Source organism: Herbaspirillum lusitanum (genome assembly GCF_046025995.1).
GTDB classification, from domain to species: Bacteria; Pseudomonadota; Gammaproteobacteria; order Burkholderiales; family Burkholderiaceae_D; genus Herbaspirillum; species Herbaspirillum lusitanum_A.
In genome coordinates, this window is record NZ_JAQQFM010000008.1 from 312,543 (window position 1) to 330,480 (window position 17,938).

The following is a 17,938-nucleotide window of genomic DNA, read 5'->3' on the forward strand; positions in this document are numbered from 1 at the left end:
AACACGGAGAACCCAGCACGGAATTAAGTCTGCACCGAGCTGCTCAGTTACGCGCGTCATGTCTCAGATTCTCACCGCGCTGGTTCACCTCATCGGCGAACGCCCCCACTGCCCCCACTGCATTTCCTGATCGGCCTGCAAGCCTGCCGGCCTGTAGCAGGCCGTGCAATTTGCTCATTCACTTCTGGTTTAACTTGACCAATCAAGCGGCCCGACTTTGCGAGTCCGCTGCTCTTCTTTTACTTCTGTTCGTTGAGCGTGTGCCTTGCAGCAGCTGAAGTGGCGGGTGTGTGCAGCGTGGTTCGACCCGTTGTCGGAAATCCAGCCCTGAATTTATCGCGCTATCGATATTGAACTGCAATATTCAACTGTCTTGTTCAACTGCGTGAATGAAATGCGATACCCCTTACCAGCGCCTATTCTAGCCTGTTTGCGTCCGCAACTGACATCAAAAATAAAGCATTCATGACATGCCGAAACGGCAAGCCGCCGGCGTCAAACCCAAAAAAATCTGCAGACACGCACGCTTGATTTTCCTGAGGGAAATTGCGAGCAAGAGAGGTAAAAAATCTCCGGTTTTTCCTGATATCCAACGCTGAGCTTGCGCGTTAACTTGAGACACGTCGGCGATATCAAATTGTTCACATGCACGCGGCAAGAACTTGGACGCTGACAGGAAAAAGGAGAACGCAATGTCGCATTCATCACCATCAGATCAGGCCTTTTTTTCGATAGGCGCCGTGCTTTTCTTTGGCATACGGCAAGTCTTTCGATGGTTTTCGAGGTTTTGATTGCAAATCAAGCGTATTGCGTAATTATCAAGCAATGCAAACGTAACCCGGTAAGCTCAAGGGCAAAGTACCTTCAAAACCATGGAAACCGCCAATCAAAAATTCGCAAAACGTTTGCGTACATCAATGGAAAAAGCTGGATACGAACCAAAACCGGCTGTTCTTGAACGTGAATTCAATCTTCGTTATTGGGGCAAACCGATGACCTTGCATGGCGTTCGCCGCTGGTTGCTGGGAGAATCGATGCCGAAGCAGGACAAACTGGAAACGCTGGCCGAATGGCTGCTGGTCACACCGCAACACCTGCGCTTCGGCGAAGAGATCGGCAAGCGCATCGACAAGCGGCGTGCACGCTGGGAAGAGGCGATCGGCTACAAGGAGCGGGAAGCCTTTGAAGCCTTCATCAATCTGCCCGCGCCGCAACGCAAGATCGTCAAGGAGGTGATTTATGCATTTGCCCACATGACCACGGTGGTAGTGGAAAAAGCAGTTGCTCCGGTCAAACCTGCAGTACGGCGTCGCGCCACCTGAAACGGCATCAGGCACCTTCCCTCGCAGCAATTTCTCTTCTTAAATTCTCCGCATGTCCTTCCGTCAGGCAACTTGCCTGGCATTTTCTTTTCCGCCAAGCACACCCCGATCCCGCTACGTGAGAATGAGTGCAGACTCAGCCTGCCCATCATGATTGCCCTGGGCTAATTCAGCCGCGCAAGCGTATCGCCGACGCAACACTCAGGCAATGCCCTACCTGTTCTTCGATGGCTTGCGGCACCGCACGCTTTCCCTCCAGCACGGACTCTATCCAGCGCGCCGTGGTTTCCGCATCACGCCCTTCCGGCAGATCCGGCAACTCTTCGGCGACGCTTTGTTTTTCCACCAGCACGGTCTTGCTGCCGCCATGGAACCATTCGATCTGTTGCGCGCGCCGCGCATTGGCGACCGTTTCGCCTTCTGTACCGCGCATCAGAAATGCATCGCCGCGTGCGGCCGGCGCCGCATCGCTGAAATAAGCGCTCAGCATCGCCAGATATTCGGGATGGGTATAAGACGTCAGACGCAGGGCCGGCTGTACGAAAGGCTGCATGATCTTGACCAGCGTATGCGTGGAATTGCGCACGCCGAGCACGCGCCGCATCGCCAGCAGACGCGCCATCTTGGGCGCCAGCACCTGGATCGGCACGAAGGTCGGCTGACCGGCGGCCAGTTGCTGCTCGGCCTGCTGCGGCGTGTCGGCATGGCCGAGGCCTAGCGCTTCGAAAATCTCGGCGCTGGTCACCCGCTGCGGATCGTGCGTCACGCCGTGCATCAGCACTGGCACGCCTTTGCGCGTGAGCAGCAAAGCCAGCAAGGGGGTCAGATTGGCCATGTTGCGCGAGCCGTTGTAACTCGGCAGCACCACCGGTGCATAGTCGCCCGGCGGCGCCATGATCTGCTGAAACGAGGCTTCGGCGGCATCCAGAAAACCGGCGATCTCGGGCACCGATTCGCCCTTCACGCGCATCGCCAGCAGGATCGCACCCAGCTCCAGGTCGCTGACGCGGCCGTCCAGCATGGCGCCGTACAGCAGCGCAGCGTCTTCGCGCGACAAGCTGCGCGCACCGTCTTTGCCGCGTCCGATTTCTTTGATGAAACGCGCGGCCGCCAGCGGTTCGGCGATGAGAGTCTGATCATTTTGCATGGAGCGAAGGGTACACCAAACCTGCCGCGACGACAGCATCTGCAGGCCTGCACGATGCCTGGATTGATCTGCATCATGGTGCCTGCAAGACAGGCAGGACCGGCCCGCGGCGCCGCACGGCAGCGGGCTTTCCTTTACAATAGCGCCTTCCCGCGCGAGCGCGCGGCCCGCACGTTTCTCTTTTTTCTGCACTCAATGATTGTTCTCGGCGTCGAATCTTCCTGCGATGAAACCGGTCTGGCCCTGTATGACACCGAACGGGGTCTTCTCGCGCACGCACTGCATTCACAGATCGCCATGCATCAGGAGTACGGCGGCGTGGTGCCGGAACTGGCTTCGCGCGATCACATCCGGCGCGCAATTCCGCTGCTGAAAGAAACGCTGAAGCAGGCCGAGGTCAGCTCCGCGGATATCGATGCCATCGCCTTCACCCAAGGGCCCGGCCTGGCCGGCGCCCTGCTGGTCGGCGCCTCGGTCGCATGCGGACTTGGGCTGGCGTGGGACAAGCCGGTGCTCGGCGTGCACCATCTGGAAGGCCATCTGCTGTCGCCTCTGCTGGCCAGCGAGCCGCCGGAATTTCCCTTCATCGCGCTGCTGGTATCGGGCGGTCATACGCAACTGATGCGCGTCGACGGCGTCGGCCGCTATGAATTGCTGGGCGAGACGCTGGATGATGCGGCAGGCGAAGCCTTCGACAAATCGGCCAAGCTGCTGGGCCTGGGATATCCGGGCGGCCCGGCGATTTCACGGCTGGCCGAGTTTGGCGATCCGGGCGTGTACAAATTGCCGCGCCCGATGCTGCATTCCAAGAATTTTGATTTCAGTTTTTCCGGCCTCAAGACCGCGGTGCTGACCGTGGTCAAACAGCAGACCACCAACATCTGCGAGCAGGACAAGGCCAACATCGCGCGTGCCTTCGTCGACGCCATCGTCGAAGTGCTGGTCGCCAAATGCATGAACGCGCTCAAGCACAGCGGCCTCAAGCGTCTGGTAATTGCCGGCGGCGTCGGCGCCAACAAGCAATTGCGCGAGGCGCTCAATGCAGCCGCCGCCAAGCGCCGCTATCGGGTGTTTTATCCCGAACTGGAATTCTGCACCGACAACGGCGCAATGATCGCCTTCGCCGGCGCCATGCGGCTGCAACAGAATCATGAAGCCGCGCAAAAAAATTACGCCTTCGGCGTGCGGCCGCGTTGGCCGCTGGATGAACTGCGACCGGACTGATTGCTTTGGTTTGATGCCGATCCGAATAAAAAAGAGGCCGTCGATGACGGCCTCTTTTTCATGCAGTAGCGAGTTCTCTGTTGAACTCGCTGATTATTTCTGCGCTTTCTTCTTGTCGCCGATGCGGCTTTCCTTGCCCGCCAGCAGATTGCCGATGTTCTTGCGATGGCGATAGATCAGCAGAATGCTCATCGCCACGATCGCCAGCAAAATGCCGTCGGTGCTGCCGAACAGCAGACCGTAGTAGAACGGTGCGAATACTGCCGCCACCAGCGCAGCCAGTGACGAATACCGGAAGGCATAGGCAATCACCAGCCAGGTCACCAGCGTCGCCAGACCGAGCCAGCCGTTCAGCGCGAGCAGAATACCCAGCGCTGTCGCCACGCCCTTGCCGCCGACGAAGCGGAAAAACACCGGCCACAGATGCCCGAGGAATACGCCCACCACCACCAGCGCGATACCGCTGTCTTCCACCCCGAAGCGCGGTCCGAACCTGATCGCCAGCCATACCGCCAGCCAGCCCTTGAAACCGTCGCCGATCAGCGTCAGCGCCGCCGCCTTCTTGTTGCCGCTGCGCAGCACATTGGTGGCGCCAGGATTCTTGGAACCATAGGTGCGCGGATCGGCCAGCCCGAACAATTTGCTGACGACTACCGCAAAGGACAGCGAGCCGATCAGATACGCGGCGATCGCAAACAGGATTGTGTACATGGTTCCTCGTGATTCAGTTTGAATTATTCTTGCAGCGCGCACTGCACGGCCTTGGCCGGCAGCACTTGCATGATGGCGGCGGGCGCGATGCCGACCAGAAAGCCGCGACGGCCGCCGTTGATATAGATTCTGTCGAGTTCCAGAATGCTGGATTCGACATACACCGGCATCGCCTTGCGGGTGCCGAACGGCGAGGTGCCGCCGATCAGAAAACCGGAATGCCGATTGGCCACCTCCGGCTTGCAGGGCTCGACCGACTTGCAGCCGATCTGCCGCGCCAGGTTCTTGGTCGACACTTTGCAGTCCCCGTGCATCAGCACCAGCAAAGGTTTGGCGGCCTCATCCTGCATCACCAGCGTCTTCACAACGGCGTGCTCTGCCACGCCCAGTTCGCGCGACGATACCGAGGTGCCGCCATGCTCTTCGTAGTCATAGGGATGTTCGCTGAAGGCGACCCCGTGCTTGCGCAGGAACTGCGTGGCAGGAGTCTCCGAGATGTGTTCTTTCTTCGCCATGGGCGCACATTATGCCGCAAGAACGCCGCTTTGCCAGCACCTAGCCGCGCGGATGGTGTTGCGCGTGAAGTTGCTTGAGCCGCTCGCGCGCCACGTGGGTATAAATCTGCGTGGTCGAAATATCGGCGTGTCCCAGCAACAGTTGCACCACGCGCAGATCGGCGCCGTGATTGAGCAGATGGGTGGCGAAGGCATGCCGCAAGGTGTGCGGCGACAGCGGCGCATTGATATCGGCCTGGCGTGCGTATTTTTTGATCAGTATCCAGAACATCTGGCGCGTCATCGGGCCGCCGCGCGCCGTCACGAATAGCGCATCGTCCATCTGGCCGTCCAGGATCGCGCCACGGCCTTCCTGCAGATAGCGCATGATCCACAGGCCCGCCTCTTCACCGAAGGGCACCAGCCGGGTTTTATTGCCCTTGCCGGTGATGCGCAGCACGCCCTCGTTCATGCCTACCTCGATGCTCTTGAGCAGCACCAGTTCCGACACACGCAAGCCGCTGGCGTACATCAGTTCCAGCATGGTGCGATCACGCAGGCCCAGCGGCGTGCCGACGTCGGGCGCTGCCAGCAAGGACACTACATGCTCCTCCGACAAGGTCTTGGGGAAACGCGGCGGCTGCTTGGCCGACTTCATCTTCAGACAGGGATCGACGCTGATGCGATTCTGGCGCAGCGCCAGCTGGAAGAAACGTTTGAGCACCGCCAGCCGCCGGTTCGACGAGCTGGCCTTGGTGTCTTCATGGCGCGCCGCGAAATAGGCGTTGAGATCGTCGGCGCCGGTGGCGTAGACGAGTTTCCCTTGGCTGGCGTGCAGCCAGTGCGCGAACAAGGTCATGTCGCGCCGATAGGCTTCCAGCGTATTTTTCGACAAACCGTCTTCCAGCCACAGGTTGTCGCAGAACTCATCGATGGCGGCACGGCTTTCGGCCGGCGCCTCTATTTTTGGCGTACCTCTGGGCATGGTTCAGTATCCGCTCACACCCTCGTGCTGCAACAGCCAGCGCTTGACGTCGAGAAAAAAGCTGTCGCTGTCGTCCTGATGTGAAAATCCGCCCAGACCGCCGGCGGCCGTCACCCGATGGCAAGGCACCACCAGCGGAAACCAGTTGGCGCCGCAAGCCTGTCCGACGGCGCGCGGCGCCGACTTGATGCGGCGCGCCACATCGCCATAGGTCAGCACCTGGCCGCAGGGAATTTCAGCGATCGCCTTCCACACCCGCTGCTGAAACGGCGAACCGACTTCCGCCAGCGGCAACTTGAATGCAGAGCCGGGCTTTTCGATGTAACGCCGTATCTGTTTGGCGGCACGCTCGGCAACCACATCGGTGGGCGCTTTTTCATGGAAGTATTTCGGCAGATACACCATTTCGATCAGCACGCCGGCAGCGGTACGCACGCCCATGCCGCCGAAAGGCGTATGCACGATGGCGGAGAATATCTCACCGGCTTGTTGCGCTTGTTGTGTATTCTGCTTCATTCAGATCATCCGGTAAGGCCGTGGCAAACTGTTGCCTGCATGCTGCCTGCAGCGCGACGGCAAGCTGCGGTTCATCATCGGCCGACCATGCGCGAAAACCACTATTAAATCATAAGAGACCATGAAGACACCGCAAGCACATACCTGCCCCGACCATATGGTCGTCACCGCGCCGACCTTGGCCGCCGGCATAGACTGGGTCGCGCAAAAACTCGGCGTGGCGCCGCGCATCGGCGGTGAGCACATAAAGCTGGGAACGCACAATGCCCTTCTGCGACTGGGACCGCAGTTCTATCTGGAAGTGATCGCGATCAATCCGGCGGCGCCGCCGCTCTCGCCTCCGCGTGCGCGCTGGTTCGGACTCGATCGCATCAAAGCCGACGATGCGCCGCGCCTGGCGCACTGGGTGGCGCGCACCGATGACATCCATGCGGCCAGCGCCGCCTCGCCGATTGCGACCGGCCTCATCGAAGAGATGAGCCGCGGACCTCTGCACTGGCTGATCAGCATTGCGGCTGACGGCAGTCTGCCGATGGCGGGCCTGATGCCTTCGCTGATTCAATGGCAGGCCGAACCGCATCCGGCGCAGGCCTTGCCCGAACTCGGCTGCAGCTTGCACACACTGGAAATCCGTCATCCGCAGGCGGTGGAAATTCATCGGGCCTTGCAAGCGATCGGACTTCAGCAAAGCGATCCTGTGGCACAGGCGATCAGCATCGTGCCTGACCTGCGCATTGGTTTGCATGCGCAGATTTTGACTGCGGGCGGTCTGCGTACTTTGGATTGAAAAAACGGGCGGCGCCAGCTTCGGGAAGATCAGCATACTCACACCGAAGCCGGCAAGCCTGCGCTGAAACCGTCGCACAAAAAGAAAAAGGCGCGTCATCGACGCGCCTTGAAGAACTTCGTATGCATTCCCGGCCGCTTTTATGAATCGCGCGCAGCTTCAATCGAACGCATGTCTCCTCTGTTTCCTCGGTATTCGGTTACCGCTTGTTATGCACCACCCGCTTTGTATTCTGTTTTGATTCCGAATCTGGCGAGGCCGGATCCGGAAGGCGAAGCTTACATACCACCTTGATCATGCTGCTGAATTCTGTTGGTGCCAAGAACCGTTTTCCGGTCTTGCTTGAACGGCAAAGCTTGCTTGCCGTTTTGGCAGAGACCGCACTTTAACAGCAGTTTTCCCTGTTTCAAAGTATTTTTTCATCACCCGGGAAACATGCAATATAACAATATTTCCAGACTGGCAATTAAACCCGGACCGCTATCCTTCACAGCGGCCCGGAAGCCTTGATGGCCGGGCGTTCCATCAGGACGGCCAGCCCGAATATCCGGTTACCCTGAAGCCCTTAAACAGACCTGGATCTACGATCAATTGAACACCAGATTAGGCAGCCACAGAGAGATCTGCGGCACATAGGTCACCAGCGCCAGGAAGGCCAGCATGGTCAGCAGCCACGGCATCACCGCGATGGTCAGCTCGGTGATGCCCATCTTGGTGATGCCGGAGGCGACATACAGATTCAGACCGACCGGCGGATGGCACATGCCCACTTCCATGTTCACCACAATCAGGATGCCGAAGTGCACCGGATCGATACCCAGCTTCATCGCCACCGGGAACAGAATCGGCGCCATGATCAGCACGATGGAAGACGGCTCCATCACATTGCCGGCCAGCAGCAGCAATACGTTCACCACCAGCAGGAAAGTGATGGGACCGAGACCGCTGTCGGTGATCATCGCCGCCATCGACTGCGGAATGTTTTCGCTGGTCACCAGGAACGAGAACAGCACCGCGTTGGTGATGATGTACAGCAGCATGGCCGACATCGAAGCGGAGTCCAGCAAGACCTTGGGCACCTGCTTCAGGCTCATGTCCTTGTACACGAACACTGCAATGATGAAGGCATACACCGCCGCCATCGCCGCCGCTTCCGTCGGTGTGAACACGCCGCTGTAGATGCCGCCCATCACGATCACGATCAGGAACAGACCCCAGCCGCTCTTGCGGAAGGCCACCATGCGTTCTTTCCAGCTGGCCTTGGGCAGACGCGGATAGTTGTTCTTGCGCGCCAGATGCCAGGTAGTCAGACCGAGCAGGAAGGCCAGCATCAGGCCCGGCACCACGCCGGCCATGAACAGCTTGCCGACCGAGGTATTGGTCGAGACCGAATACATCACCATCACGATGGATGGCGGGATCAGGATCCCGAGCGCGCCCGAGGTCGTGATCACGCCCGCGCCGAAGCGCTTGGGAAAGCCCTGCTTGACCATCGCCGGCAGAATGATGGAGCCGATCGCCACCACCGTGGCCGGCGACGAACCGGACACCGCCGCGAACAGCGCGCAAGCCATCACGCCGGCCAATGCCAGACCGCCGTGCCAATGGCCGACCATGGAGGTGGCGAAGTTGATCATGCGTCGCGCCACCCCGCCATGCGTGAGGAAGTTACCCGCCAGGATGAAGAACGGGATCGCCATGATCTCGAACTTCTCGATGCCGGTGAACAGCTTCAGCGCGACTGACTGAATCGGCACATCGGTCATGGTGAAAAGGAAGGTCAGCACCGTGAGGCCGAGCGAAATCGAGATCGGCATGCCGGTCAGCATCAAGCCGAACAGCAGGATGAAAATGATGGCTGCGTTCATGCTTTTTCTCCTTTGACTTCTTCATCAAGACCTTCCACGAAAGCGTGGTCGTGTTTGGGCAACTCACCCGTCCTGGAGAAATTCCATGCCACTTGCAAGAAGCGGAAACACATCAGATACGAACCCAGAGGCACTGCCATATAAACGATCCACATCGGCACTTCCATCACTTCGGAGGTGCTCGAATGCTGGCTGATGTCCCACACGAACTCGGCGCCCAGGGTGCCGACGATGCCGGTGAACAGCGCACCTGCCAGCAGGCCGAAGATCACGAACTTGTTGCGCCATGGGGTATCCATGCGATTGATCAGCACATCGACGCCGACGTGGATGCCGGTGCGTACACCGTAGGCCGCGCCGAACTTGGCCATCCACACGAACATGTAGATGCACAGCTCCTGCGCCCAGCTCATGTTGATCTGGATCAGCTCGTCCTGCAGCCAGGGAATGTCGAGACCGGAGGCATAGCGATGCACCACGGCGACGAAAATGATGAAGGTGGCGCCCGCCATTAACGAGGCGATCAGCCACTCTTCCAGATGGTCGAGAAACTTCATGGGGTCTCCTGCTTCAAAAAAAGCCGGTGAGCAATGAGTCACCGGCCTTTGAGCGTGAATTGGTTTTTATTGATTCTTGTCTTTGCCGTCCCTGCAATCCTTGCAATCCGCCCCCGAAATTTTGGATGAAGACGGATTGCCGGCTATAAAGCCTGTGGCTGCCGAGCCGGCCTTTTACGGCAACTTACTTCTGTCCCAGCGCCGCCGCTTCCTTGTTGACGGCGGTGATCAGATCCTTGCCGATGCGGCTTTCCATCTGCTTTTGTACCGGCAGCAAGGCCTTGCGCCACTCAGCCTTTTCCTTGTCGTTCAGACGGTAGACCGTTGTCTTTCCGGTCTTTTCCACCGCCGCCAGCGCCGCATCGTTTTCTTGCTGAGCGATGGCGTTGGCATACTTGGTGGCATCCTTCATCGCGCCTTCCAGCGCGGTGCGGATATCGGCTGGCAGGCCATCCCAGAACTTCTTGTTGACGATCACCGCGTAGCCCAGATAGCCGTGATCGGAGACCGTCACGTGTTTCTGCACTTCATGCATTTTCTGGGTATAGAGATTCGAAGGCGGATTCTCGGTGCCGTCGACCACGCCGGTCTGCAGTGCCTGATATACCTCGGAGAAGGCCAGCACCTGCGGGTTGGCGCCGAGCGCGCGCATCTGCGCATCGAGCACCTTGGAGGACTGGATGCGCATCTTCAGGCCGCGGAAATCGGACGGTGCATGCAAGGGCTTGTTGGCCGACATCACCTTGAAGCCGTTATCCCAATACGCCAGACCGGTGATGCCCTTGGGCTCCAGCTTCTTGAACAGGTCCTTGCCGATCGGACCTTCGGTCACGCGATACAGCACTTCCTTGCTCGGGAAAATATACGGCAGGTCAAATACCTCAAACTCCTTCACGCCCAGCGGGCCGAACTTGGCCAGCGACGGCGCCAGCATCTGCACCGCGCCCAGCTGCAGCGCTTCCAGTTCTTCCTTGTCCTTGTACAAGGTGCTGTTCGGATAGACCTCGATCTTCACGCGGCCCTTGGTCGACTTCTCGGCCAGTTCCTTGAAGCGCTCGGCAGCCTTGCCTTTCGGCGTATCGTTGGCCACCACGTGGCTGAACTTGATGACGATGGGCGCCTGCGCAAAGGCGCCGGAACTGAAGCCGGAACTGACGACGGCTGCTGCGGAAAGTGCAAAAAGCAATGATTTGAGTTGCATTGTTGTCCCCTGTTTTAATTGAAATAATCGGATTGGGTCAGTCACTTGATGTAACTTGCCGCGAATTGTGGACAAGAGCGCACGCCGCTACAAGTGTGGAAAACCACAGTCTGACAAATTGTCAGAAAGGGCACGAACCACGCTGCGGCGCAGCATTGCGGGCCGGCATCGTTTGCCGGAAAGCACATTTACAACCACTCCAGCGAGCATGACGCAGCGCAAGGCGATACGCTTCATAGAAAAATCCGGCAGCACAAAATAGCCTGCCTTGCCGTGCACCGAATTGAGTTAATCTGCCGGCATCGCCGCCCGACCGGAAATTCCGACAAGTCCAGTGCCCATGCAATCGCCCTCCTCCATCCACGCCCCGCACTCCTCTGCCGCCGCGCTGCTGTCGCCGCGCCGCAAGCACATCATGCGCTGGGTGATTCCATTTCTGCTGGTGCTGCTGTTTCTGCTGACGCTGATCTGGCTGCCGCGCCAGGCGCAGCAAATGGAGGCCAGCGAAAGGCTGGAGCAACTGATCGCCGACTCGCTCTGGGTAGAGCAGGCGATCCGCTTCCAGCTCAGCCGCGACGATGAAAGCATGCGCATCATCGGCCGCGAGATCATCGTCGGCCATCTGCACAAGGATCAGTTCCGCGCACGCCTCAACGCGCTGTTGCGCAACAACCGCGAGTTCTACCGCGTCACCTGGCTCAATCCGGAAGGCAAACCGGTGGCCTCCACCGACGACTTCCCGATTTCGCGGGCCGACCTGTCCGACGCTTCGCGCATGACGGAAGAGCGCGCACGCGCCAGCCGGCGCCCTCTGTACAGTTCGCCGGCGGTGCCGCCCGGCATAGCGGAGCCCTCGCTGATGGACTATCACGTGCCCCTGTATCGCGACAACGTCTACATAGGCAGCCTGGTGGCAAGTTATGCGGTGGCGCGCATCCTCAATGAAATGGTGCCGTGGTGGTTCGCCCAGGATAATGAGATCGCGCTGACCGACACCGACGACAACGTGGTGGCGCGGCGCACCGCCGGCGGCCCCGGCCTGAATGTCTATACCCACCGGCGCGAGCTAGAACTGCCGGGACTGACGCTGGTGCTGCACACCAACAGCACCAAGAGCGCGCCCAAGCTGCTGCCGAATCTGCTGGTCGGCTCGGTGATCGTGCTCTCGCTTGGTTTGCTGTGGAGCCTGTGGGCCCTGTGGCGCGACATCAACCGCCGCACCAAGGCCGAGGATGCGCTGCTCAACGAAGTGTCCTTCCGCAGCGCGATGGAAAACTCGCTGGTCACCGGCATGCGCGCACGCGATCTGCAGGGGCGCATCACCTATGTCAATCCGGCCTTCTGCAAGATGGTCGGGATCGCTGCGGATCAACTGGTGGGCAAGATTCCGCCGATGCCGTATTGGGCGCCGGAGGCCATGGACGAATATCAGGAGCGCTTTTCCAACGTGCTGGCCGGACGCGTGACGCCGCAGTTCGAAACCATTTTTCAGCGTATCGACGGCACCCGTTTTCCGGTGCTGATTTTCGAATCGCCGCTGGTCGATCAGAACGGCAAGCAGACCGGCTGGATGGGTTCGATTCTGGATGTCTCCGAACAGAAGCGCGCCGAAGACCTGAACCGCACGCAGGAAGAAAAACTGCAGGCCAGCGCACGTCTGGCCAGCATGGGCGAAATCGCGTCGACGCTGGCGCACGAGCTGAATCAGCCGCTGGCGGCGATTTCCAGCTACACCACCGGCGCCCTCAACATGATGCAGAACGGCCGCGCGGAACCCGCCGCGCTGCAACCTGCGCTGGAAAAAATCCACGCGCAGGCGCAACGCGCCGGCCATGTGATCCGCAGCGTGCACCAGTTCGTCAAGAAGCGTGAACCGGCGCGCCAGCCCCTGCAGATCAAGGCGCTGGTCGAGAACGTCAGCGCGCTGATCGAATTGCAGGCACAACCTTTTTTCGTGGTGTTTCAAACCCAGATCGCACCGCGTCTGCCGACCGTGCTCGGCGATCAGGTGTTGCTGGAACAGGTGATCCTGAACCTGACCCGCAACGGTATCCAGGCCATGGCGGCGGTGCCGCCGCAACGCCGCATCCTGCGCATCGTGGCCGAACTGGATCGCAGTCTGGCCACCGCCGAAGCGGTAGTGGTATCGATCATCGATCAGGGCCACGGCATCGCCGACGATGTGGCGGCGCGGCTGTTTTCGCCATTCTTCTCGACCAAGGCCGAAGGCATGGGTATGGGCCTCAACATCTGCCGCACCACCATCGAGTTCCACGGCGGCACCCTGACCTACACCAACAACCCGGCTGGAGGTACAATCTTCCGGTTTTCGCTGCCTGCGCAGGGGAACACGTATTGAGCGTACCGAACATACCGACCCGCTGCGGCGACGACGCAAACATGCCCTCACAGAACGACGGCGGCAGCCTCGCCTGAACGGCAATAACCCATAACAAGACGCGGCCAGCGCCCCCGACTCCCACGCCACATGATGCGCCGCCCGCTGCGGCGCTTGCGGATTGCAGGGAGATGCCGGCGGCGCGCCGCGATTGAATGACCCGATGCTGCATATAGTCGACGACGAAGAAATCATCCGCGATTCGCTGCTGTGGCTGGCGCAATCGCGCTCCATCGCCGCCACCGCTTATGAAAGCGGCGAAGCCTTCCTGAGCGCGCTGGAACAGGCCGGCCGGTTCGATCCGGTCGGCGAATGCATTTTGCTCGACGTGCGCATGCCCGACATCAGCGGCGTGGCGCTGTTCAATCAATTGTCGGCGCGTGCGCTGATCCAGCGTCGCCCGGTGATCTTCCTGACCGGTCACGGCGATGTGCCGATGGCGGTCGACATGCTGAAAAACGGCGCCTTCGACTTCTTCGAAAAACCTTTCAACGACAACCAGTTGATGGATCGCGTGCTGGAAGCGCTACAGGCCTCCTGCGCCGCCGGCGAACAGGATGCGGTGCGCACCCGGCTGGAAGCCTTGTCCTCGCGCGAGCGCGAAGTGCTGGATCTGATCCTGGCCGGCAAGATGAACAAGGTGATCGCCGACGAACTCGGCATCAGCATGCGTACGGTGGAGGTGCATCGCGCGCATATCTTCGACAAGATGAACGTGAAGACCGCCGTCGAGCTGGCGCGCGTGCTGAAGTAAGCGCACGCCGCCTCATGAATATCATCAATCTTCTGCTGCCGGATTTCAGCCTGATCTTTCTCGGCATGTTCGTCTATCGCATCAGCAACTGGGGCGAAGCCTTCTGGACCGGCATGGAAAAGCTGGTGTACTACCAGCTGTTTCCGGCCCTGCTGTTCTACTCCACGGCCCGCCTGCAACTGGATCTGGCAAGCACCGGCAAGCTGCTGCAGACGGGAGTGCTGGCGCTGCTGTGCGGCATCGCGCTGACCTGGATCGGCAAGCCTTTCATCAAGGCTTCGCCGATGACTTACGAGTCCGGCATGCAGACCGCCTATCGCTTCAACTCTTACATTGCGCTGGCGCTGGCCTCGCGTCTGGCGGGCGACCAGGGCGTGGGCCTGATGGCGCTGCTGCTGGGTTTCGGCGTGCCGCTGTGCAATGCGGCGGCAGTGCATGCGCTGGCGCACAAGAGCGGCAATCTGCTGGCCGAGCTGGCGCGCAACCCGCTGCTGATCGCCACTGCTTCCGGCTTGCTGTTCAGCGCCGCCGGGCTGCACTTGCCGGAGTTCATCGGCGTCGCGCTGTCGCGTCTGGGCAGCGCCTCGATAGCGCTGGGGCTGCTGATGGTCGGTGCGGGCCTGCGCCTGTCCGGCCTGCGCGAGAGCAAACTGATGGTGGCCTACTTCACCGTCATCAAACTGGTGGCGGTGCCGGCCGCCGCCTATTTCATCGGCACCGTACTGGCGCTGCCTCAGTTGCAGCTGCAGATCGTGGTGCTGTTCTGTGCGCTGCCGACCGCCTCCAGCGCCTACATTCTGGCCACGCGCATGGGCGGCAACGGCCCGGCTACGGCATTTCTGATTTCCTTGGGCACACTGCTTTCGGCGCTGACGATTCCGTTCTGGCTGGCGCTGGTGCATTGAACCCCGGCTCTGCCGCCATCTGGCAGCCTTACCCCAGATGGCGCTGCAACGCCCACGCAACATGCTCGCGCACCAGTTCGGAAGGATGATGGGCACGCCCCTGCAGCGCAGCAACGAGATCGTCGCGCCCTTTGAGAGCAGCATCCGCAGCTGCGTTGCCCAGCCCCACCGCCATGTTGCGCAGCCAGCGTTCGTGGCCGATGCGGCGGATCGCGCTGCCTTCGGTATTGCGCAGGAATTGCTCTTCTGTCCAGCCCAGCAGGTCGACCAGCGAAGCGCTGTCGAGTCCGTGGCGCACGTCGAAATCAGGCAGCACCGAGGCCTGCGCAAATTTATTCCAGGGGCAAAACAACTGGCAGTCGTCGCAACCGTAGACGCGGTTGCCGATCAGCGGCCGCAGCTCGATCGGAATGCTGCCCTTGAGTTCAATGGTGAGATAGGAGATGCAGCGGCGCGCATCCAGCTCATACGGCGCGACAATGGCCTGTGTCGGGCAGACGTCGATGCAGGCGCTGCATTGGCCGCAATGCGGCGTGACCGGTGCATCCACCGGCAGCGGCAGGTCGGTGAACAACTCGCCGAGAAAGAACATGGAACCGGCTTCGCGATTGAGCAGCAGCGTATGCTTGCCGCGCCAGCCGAGGCCGGACTTTTCGGCCAGCGCCACCTCCATCACCGGCGCTGAATCGGTGAAGACGCGATAGCCGAAGGGGCCGGTTTCGGTCTCGATCCGGCTCGCCAGCTGTTGCAGGCGCGCACGCAAGACCTTGTGGTAGTCGCGGCCGCGGGCATAGACGGAAATTTGCGCGGCGGCGCCGTCGGCGCTGCGCGCTTCCTCGCGGGTGCGCCAGTCGCGGCCGGCCTCACTTGCTGCCCCGCTTTCTTCCCCGCCAGCGGCAGCACGCGGCAGATACGGCATGCGCACACTGACCACGCGCACCGTGCCCGGCACCAGTTCTGCCGGACGCGCGCGCTTCATGCCGTGGCTTGCCATATAATCCATCTCGCCGTGATAGCCCTTGTCGAGCCAGGCCTGAAAACCGGCTTCGCGATGCGAGAGATCGACGTCGGCAATACGTACGTCGGCAAACCCGAGTTCACGCCCCCAGGCTTTGATCGCAACGGCAAGTGCGGCTAAATCGGTCATGAAACACAGAAGAAACACAGAATCTGAAAATGAGTGCCATGCAGCGACTGCAACTCCACCTTCCCGATGAAGCCGCCACCGCCACGCTGGGCGCCGATCTGGCGCGGGCATTGACGCCCGGCCTGACGCTCTATCTGCACGGCGACCTGGGCGCAGGCAAGACCGCGCTGACGCGCGCGCTGTTGCATGCGGCGGGCTATCGCGGGCGGGTCAAAAGCCCCACCTACACGCTGGCCGAACCCTACGAGGTCGAACTGGCAGACCGCATGGTAACCCTTATCCATTTCGATCTCTACCGCATGGCCAGTCCGGAGGAGTTTCTGGATGCCGGTTTCCGTGAACATTTCAACGAAAACAGCGTCTGTATCGTCGAATGGCCGGAAAAGGGCGAGCCGGTGTTGCCGCCGCCGGATATTCACCTCAGCCTGGTAGTCGCACAACACGGGCGTGATGTAGAATTACGTGCGTTGTCTGACAAGGGTCATCAATGCCTCGCTCGCCTGAAATTCGCGCCCAATCTGTGAAATCAAAAACCCGTCGCACCATCATCAAAGCAGGCGGCGCTCTTTTCGTCTCCGTCGTTACTCCCTTGCCGGCCTGCGCTTCGCAGATTCTGGCGGTGCGTGTCTGGCCGTCCGAAGACTACACCCGCGTCACGCTCGAAAACGACAGCAATCTCAAGGTCACCCACTTCGTGGTCAAGGATCCGGAACGGCTGGTGGTCGATATCGAAGGTATCGATCTCAACAGCACGCTCAAGGACCTGGTCGCCAAGATCCAGCCCAACGATCCGTATATCAAACAGGTGCGCGTCGGCCAGAACCGGCCGAGCGTGGTGCGTCTGGTGTTCGACCTGAAGGATGAAATCAAGCCGCAGGTGTTTACGCTGGCGCCGGTGGGCGAATACAAATATCGCTTCGTGATCGACCTGTACCCGGCCGCGCCGCCGGATCCGATCGCAGCGCTGATCCAGAAGGGCGACTGGCTCAAGGACACGCCGCAGAATCCGCAAAATCCGCAGCAGGCGCAGATCCCGGCCCAGCCCGATCCCGCACCGCTGGCGGAAGCCAAACCGGCGCCGGAAGCCAAAAGTGAAAAGAATCCCAAGGTGGTCGCGGAAGAACCGCGCATGCAGCTCACGCGCATGATCACGATTGCGCTCGACCCCGGCCATGGCGGCGAAGACCCGGGCGCCACCGGCGCACGCGGCAATCGCGAAAAGGACGTGGTGCTGTCGATCGCCAAGCGCTTGAAACGCAAGATAGAAGAACATCCCAACATGCGCGTCATGCTGACGCGCGACGCCGACTTCTTCGTGCCGCTCGGCCAGCGCGTTGTCAAGGCGCGCAAGGTGCAGGCCGATCTGTTTGTATCGATCCACGCCGACGCGTTCGTCCAGCCCACCGCACGCGGCTCCTCGGTGTTCGCGCTGTCGGAAAAAGGCGCCAGCTCGACCGCTGCGCGCTGGCTGGCGAATAAAGAAAATTCGGCCGATCTGATCGGCGGCGTCAACATCAAGACCCACGACCGCCAACTGGCAAGCGTGCTGCTGGACTTGTCGACCACGGCCCAGATCAACGACAGCCTGCGCGTCGGCAATGCGGTGCTCAAGGAAATCGGCGGCATCAACAAGCTGCACAAGGGCGCGGTGGAACAGGCCGGCTTTGCGGTGCTGAAGGCGCCGGATATTCCGAGCATCCTGATCGAGACCGCCTTCATCTCCAATCCTGAAGAAGAAGCCAAGCTGACCGACGAGCGCTATCAGGACCAGATGGCCGACGCCATCCTGACCGGCATCCGCAAGTATTTCGCCAAGAATCCGCCGCTGGCCAAGAACAAGCTGACCTGATCCTGATCCAGTGCGGCAGTACAAAAAGAAACCCGGCCATGCCTGCGCATGCCGGGTTTCTTTTTATCAGGTA

Annotated in this window: 17 protein-coding genes; 8 read left to right on the forward strand and 9 right to left on the reverse strand. The window is 60.4% G+C overall.

The features are described from left to right. The first annotated feature begins 872 nt into the window (after positions 1 to 872). Positions 873 to 1,322 (forward strand): XRE family transcriptional regulator, encoded by a 450-nt coding sequence (locus PQR62_RS19365; protein WP_408159641.1) that lies wholly within the window; start codon positions 873 to 875, stop codon positions 1,320 to 1,322. Between the two features lie 169 nt (positions 1,323 to 1,491). Here the strand turns inward: PQR62_RS19365 and ybiB are convergent, their stop codons facing one another. Further along, the gene (gene ybiB, locus PQR62_RS19370; protein WP_408159642.1) at positions 1,492 to 2,469 is read right to left on the reverse strand and encodes a DNA-binding protein YbiB; all 978 of its coding nucleotides are present in this window, start codon (positions 2,467 to 2,469) and stop codon (positions 1,492 to 1,494) included. A gap of 195 nt (positions 2,470 to 2,664) precedes the next feature. On the opposite strand from ybiB, the gene tsaD reads away from it, so the two are divergent. Next, positions 2,665 to 3,693, forward strand: coding sequence for a tRNA (adenosine(37)-N6)-threonylcarbamoyltransferase complex transferase subunit TsaD (gene tsaD / locus PQR62_RS19375; protein WP_408159643.1), 1,029 nt, complete (start codon positions 2,665 to 2,667; stop codon positions 3,691 to 3,693). A gap of 93 nt (positions 3,694 to 3,786) precedes the next feature. Here tsaD and plsY read toward each other — a convergent pair whose 3' ends face one another. Genes plsY through PQR62_RS19395 form a run of 4 tightly spaced genes read right to left on the reverse strand, consistent with a single transcriptional unit; the run spans position 3,787 to position 6,399 of the window. Beyond that, positions 3,787 to 4,404, reverse strand: a complete 618-nt coding sequence (gene plsY / locus PQR62_RS19380; protein ID WP_408159644.1) for a glycerol-3-phosphate 1-O-acyltransferase PlsY — start codon at positions 4,402 to 4,404, stop codon at positions 3,787 to 3,789. A gap of 23 nt (positions 4,405 to 4,427) precedes the next feature. Beyond that, entirely contained in the window at positions 4,428 to 4,919 is a 492-nt protein-coding gene (locus tag PQR62_RS19385; protein WP_408159645.1) for an aminoacyl-tRNA deacylase, read from the reverse strand. A 40-nt stretch (positions 4,920 to 4,959) separates the two neighbouring features. Continuing rightward, positions 4,960 to 5,883: a site-specific tyrosine recombinase XerD gene (gene xerD, locus PQR62_RS19390; RefSeq protein ID WP_408159646.1), complete on the reverse strand. Its 924-nt coding sequence runs from the start codon at positions 5,881 to 5,883 to the stop codon at positions 4,960 to 4,962. 3 nt (positions 5,884 to 5,886) lie between these two features. Beyond that, complete coding sequence (locus PQR62_RS19395) at positions 5,887 to 6,399, reverse strand: methylated-DNA--[protein]-cysteine S-methyltransferase (RefSeq protein WP_408159647.1); 513 nt, start codon at positions 6,397 to 6,399, stop codon at positions 5,887 to 5,889. Between the two features lie 121 nt (positions 6,400 to 6,520). On the opposite strand from PQR62_RS19395, the gene PQR62_RS19400 reads away from it, so the two are divergent. Then, positions 6,521 to 7,186 (forward strand): VOC family protein, encoded by a 666-nt coding sequence (locus PQR62_RS19400; protein ID WP_408159648.1) that lies wholly within the window; start codon positions 6,521 to 6,523, stop codon positions 7,184 to 7,186. Between the two features lie 587 nt (positions 7,187 to 7,773). On the opposite strand, the gene PQR62_RS19405 is transcribed toward PQR62_RS19400, so the two are convergent. The 3 genes from PQR62_RS19405 to PQR62_RS19415 form a co-directional block, all read right to left on the reverse strand. Continuing rightward, positions 7,774 to 9,054: a TRAP transporter large permease gene (locus PQR62_RS19405; RefSeq protein ID WP_408159649.1), complete on the reverse strand. Its 1,281-nt coding sequence runs from the start codon at positions 9,052 to 9,054 to the stop codon at positions 7,774 to 7,776. After that, positions 9,051 to 9,611: a TRAP transporter small permease gene (locus PQR62_RS19410; RefSeq protein ID WP_408159650.1), complete on the reverse strand. Its 561-nt coding sequence runs from the start codon at positions 9,609 to 9,611 to the stop codon at positions 9,051 to 9,053. The genes PQR62_RS19405 and PQR62_RS19410 overlap by 4 nt, the downstream gene beginning before the upstream one ends. 184 nt (positions 9,612 to 9,795) lie before the next feature. Beyond that, a complete protein-coding gene (locus PQR62_RS19415; protein ID WP_408159651.1) occupies positions 9,796 to 10,812 on the reverse strand; it encodes a TRAP transporter substrate-binding protein in 1,017 nt (338 codons plus the stop codon). A 340-nt stretch (positions 10,813 to 11,152) separates the two neighbouring features. On the opposite strand from PQR62_RS19415, the gene PQR62_RS19420 reads away from it, so the two are divergent. From PQR62_RS19420 to PQR62_RS19430, 3 genes are all read left to right on the forward strand, one after another. Then, the gene (locus PQR62_RS19420; protein ID WP_408159652.1) at positions 11,153 to 13,171 is read left to right on the forward strand and encodes a PAS domain S-box protein; all 2,019 of its coding nucleotides are present in this window, start codon (positions 11,153 to 11,155) and stop codon (positions 13,169 to 13,171) included. A 202-nt stretch (positions 13,172 to 13,373) separates the two neighbouring features. Continuing rightward, positions 13,374 to 13,964 (forward strand): response regulator transcription factor, encoded by a 591-nt coding sequence (locus PQR62_RS19425; protein WP_408159653.1) that lies wholly within the window; start codon positions 13,374 to 13,376, stop codon positions 13,962 to 13,964. Between the two features lie 14 nt (positions 13,965 to 13,978). After that, positions 13,979 to 14,869, forward strand: a complete 891-nt coding sequence (locus PQR62_RS19430; RefSeq protein WP_408159654.1) for an AEC family transporter — start codon at positions 13,979 to 13,981, stop codon at positions 14,867 to 14,869. 28 nt (positions 14,870 to 14,897) lie between these two features. Here PQR62_RS19430 and queG read toward each other — a convergent pair whose 3' ends face one another. Continuing rightward, a complete protein-coding gene (queG, locus tag PQR62_RS19435; RefSeq protein WP_408159655.1) occupies positions 14,898 to 16,016 on the reverse strand; it encodes a tRNA epoxyqueuosine(34) reductase QueG in 1,119 nt (372 codons plus the stop codon). Between the two features lie 38 nt (positions 16,017 to 16,054). Between queG and tsaE the strand changes: the two genes are divergently transcribed. Further along, the gene (gene tsaE / locus PQR62_RS19440) at positions 16,055 to 16,540 is read left to right on the forward strand and encodes a tRNA (adenosine(37)-N6)-threonylcarbamoyltransferase complex ATPase subunit type 1 TsaE (protein ID WP_408159710.1); all 486 of its coding nucleotides are present in this window, start codon (positions 16,055 to 16,057) and stop codon (positions 16,538 to 16,540) included. Next, a complete protein-coding gene (locus PQR62_RS19445) occupies positions 16,504 to 17,865 on the forward strand; it encodes an N-acetylmuramoyl-L-alanine amidase (protein WP_408159656.1) in 1,362 nt (453 codons plus the stop codon). The genes tsaE and PQR62_RS19445 overlap by 37 nt, the downstream gene beginning before the upstream one ends. Positions 17,866 to 17,938 lie beyond the last annotated feature (73 nt).

Excerpts from the sequence above, each read along its gene's own strand:
- PQR62_RS19365 (WP_408159641.1), top strand. The coding sequence starts at position 873 with ATGGAAACCGCCAATCAAAAATTCGCAAAACGTTTGCGTACATCAATG.
- ybiB (WP_408159642.1), bottom strand. The coding sequence starts at position 2,469 with ATGCAAAATGATCAGACTCTCATCGCCGAACCGCTGGCGGCCGCGCGT.
- tsaD (WP_408159643.1), top strand. The coding sequence starts at position 2,665 with ATGATTGTTCTCGGCGTCGAATCTTCCTGCGATGAAACCGGTCTGGCC.
- plsY (WP_408159644.1), bottom strand. The coding sequence starts at position 4,404 with ATGTACACAATCCTGTTTGCGATCGCCGCGTATCTGATCGGCTCGCTG.
- PQR62_RS19385 (WP_408159645.1), bottom strand. The coding sequence starts at position 4,919 with ATGGCGAAGAAAGAACACATCTCGGAGACTCCTGCCACGCAGTTCCTG.
- xerD (WP_408159646.1), bottom strand. The coding sequence starts at position 5,883 with ATGCCCAGAGGTACGCCAAAAATAGAGGCGCCGGCCGAAAGCCGTGCC.
- PQR62_RS19395 (WP_408159647.1), bottom strand. The coding sequence starts at position 6,399 with ATGAAGCAGAATACACAACAAGCGCAACAAGCCGGTGAGATATTCTCC.
- PQR62_RS19400 (WP_408159648.1), top strand. The coding sequence starts at position 6,521 with ATGAAGACACCGCAAGCACATACCTGCCCCGACCATATGGTCGTCACC.
- PQR62_RS19405 (WP_408159649.1), bottom strand. The coding sequence starts at position 9,054 with ATGAACGCAGCCATCATTTTCATCCTGCTGTTCGGCTTGATGCTGACC.
- PQR62_RS19410 (WP_408159650.1), bottom strand. The coding sequence starts at position 9,611 with ATGAAGTTTCTCGACCATCTGGAAGAGTGGCTGATCGCCTCGTTAATG.
- PQR62_RS19415 (WP_408159651.1), bottom strand. The coding sequence starts at position 10,812 with ATGCAACTCAAATCATTGCTTTTTGCACTTTCCGCAGCAGCCGTCGTC.
- PQR62_RS19420 (WP_408159652.1), top strand. The coding sequence starts at position 11,153 with ATGCAATCGCCCTCCTCCATCCACGCCCCGCACTCCTCTGCCGCCGCG.
- PQR62_RS19425 (WP_408159653.1), top strand. The coding sequence starts at position 13,374 with ATGCTGCATATAGTCGACGACGAAGAAATCATCCGCGATTCGCTGCTG.
- PQR62_RS19430 (WP_408159654.1), top strand. The coding sequence starts at position 13,979 with ATGAATATCATCAATCTTCTGCTGCCGGATTTCAGCCTGATCTTTCTC.
- queG (WP_408159655.1), bottom strand. The coding sequence starts at position 16,016 with ATGACCGATTTAGCCGCACTTGCCGTTGCGATCAAAGCCTGGGGGCGT.
- tsaE (WP_408159710.1), top strand. The coding sequence starts at position 16,055 with ATGCAGCGACTGCAACTCCACCTTCCCGATGAAGCCGCCACCGCCACG.
- PQR62_RS19445 (WP_408159656.1), top strand. The coding sequence starts at position 16,504 with ATGCCTCGCTCGCCTGAAATTCGCGCCCAATCTGTGAAATCAAAAACC.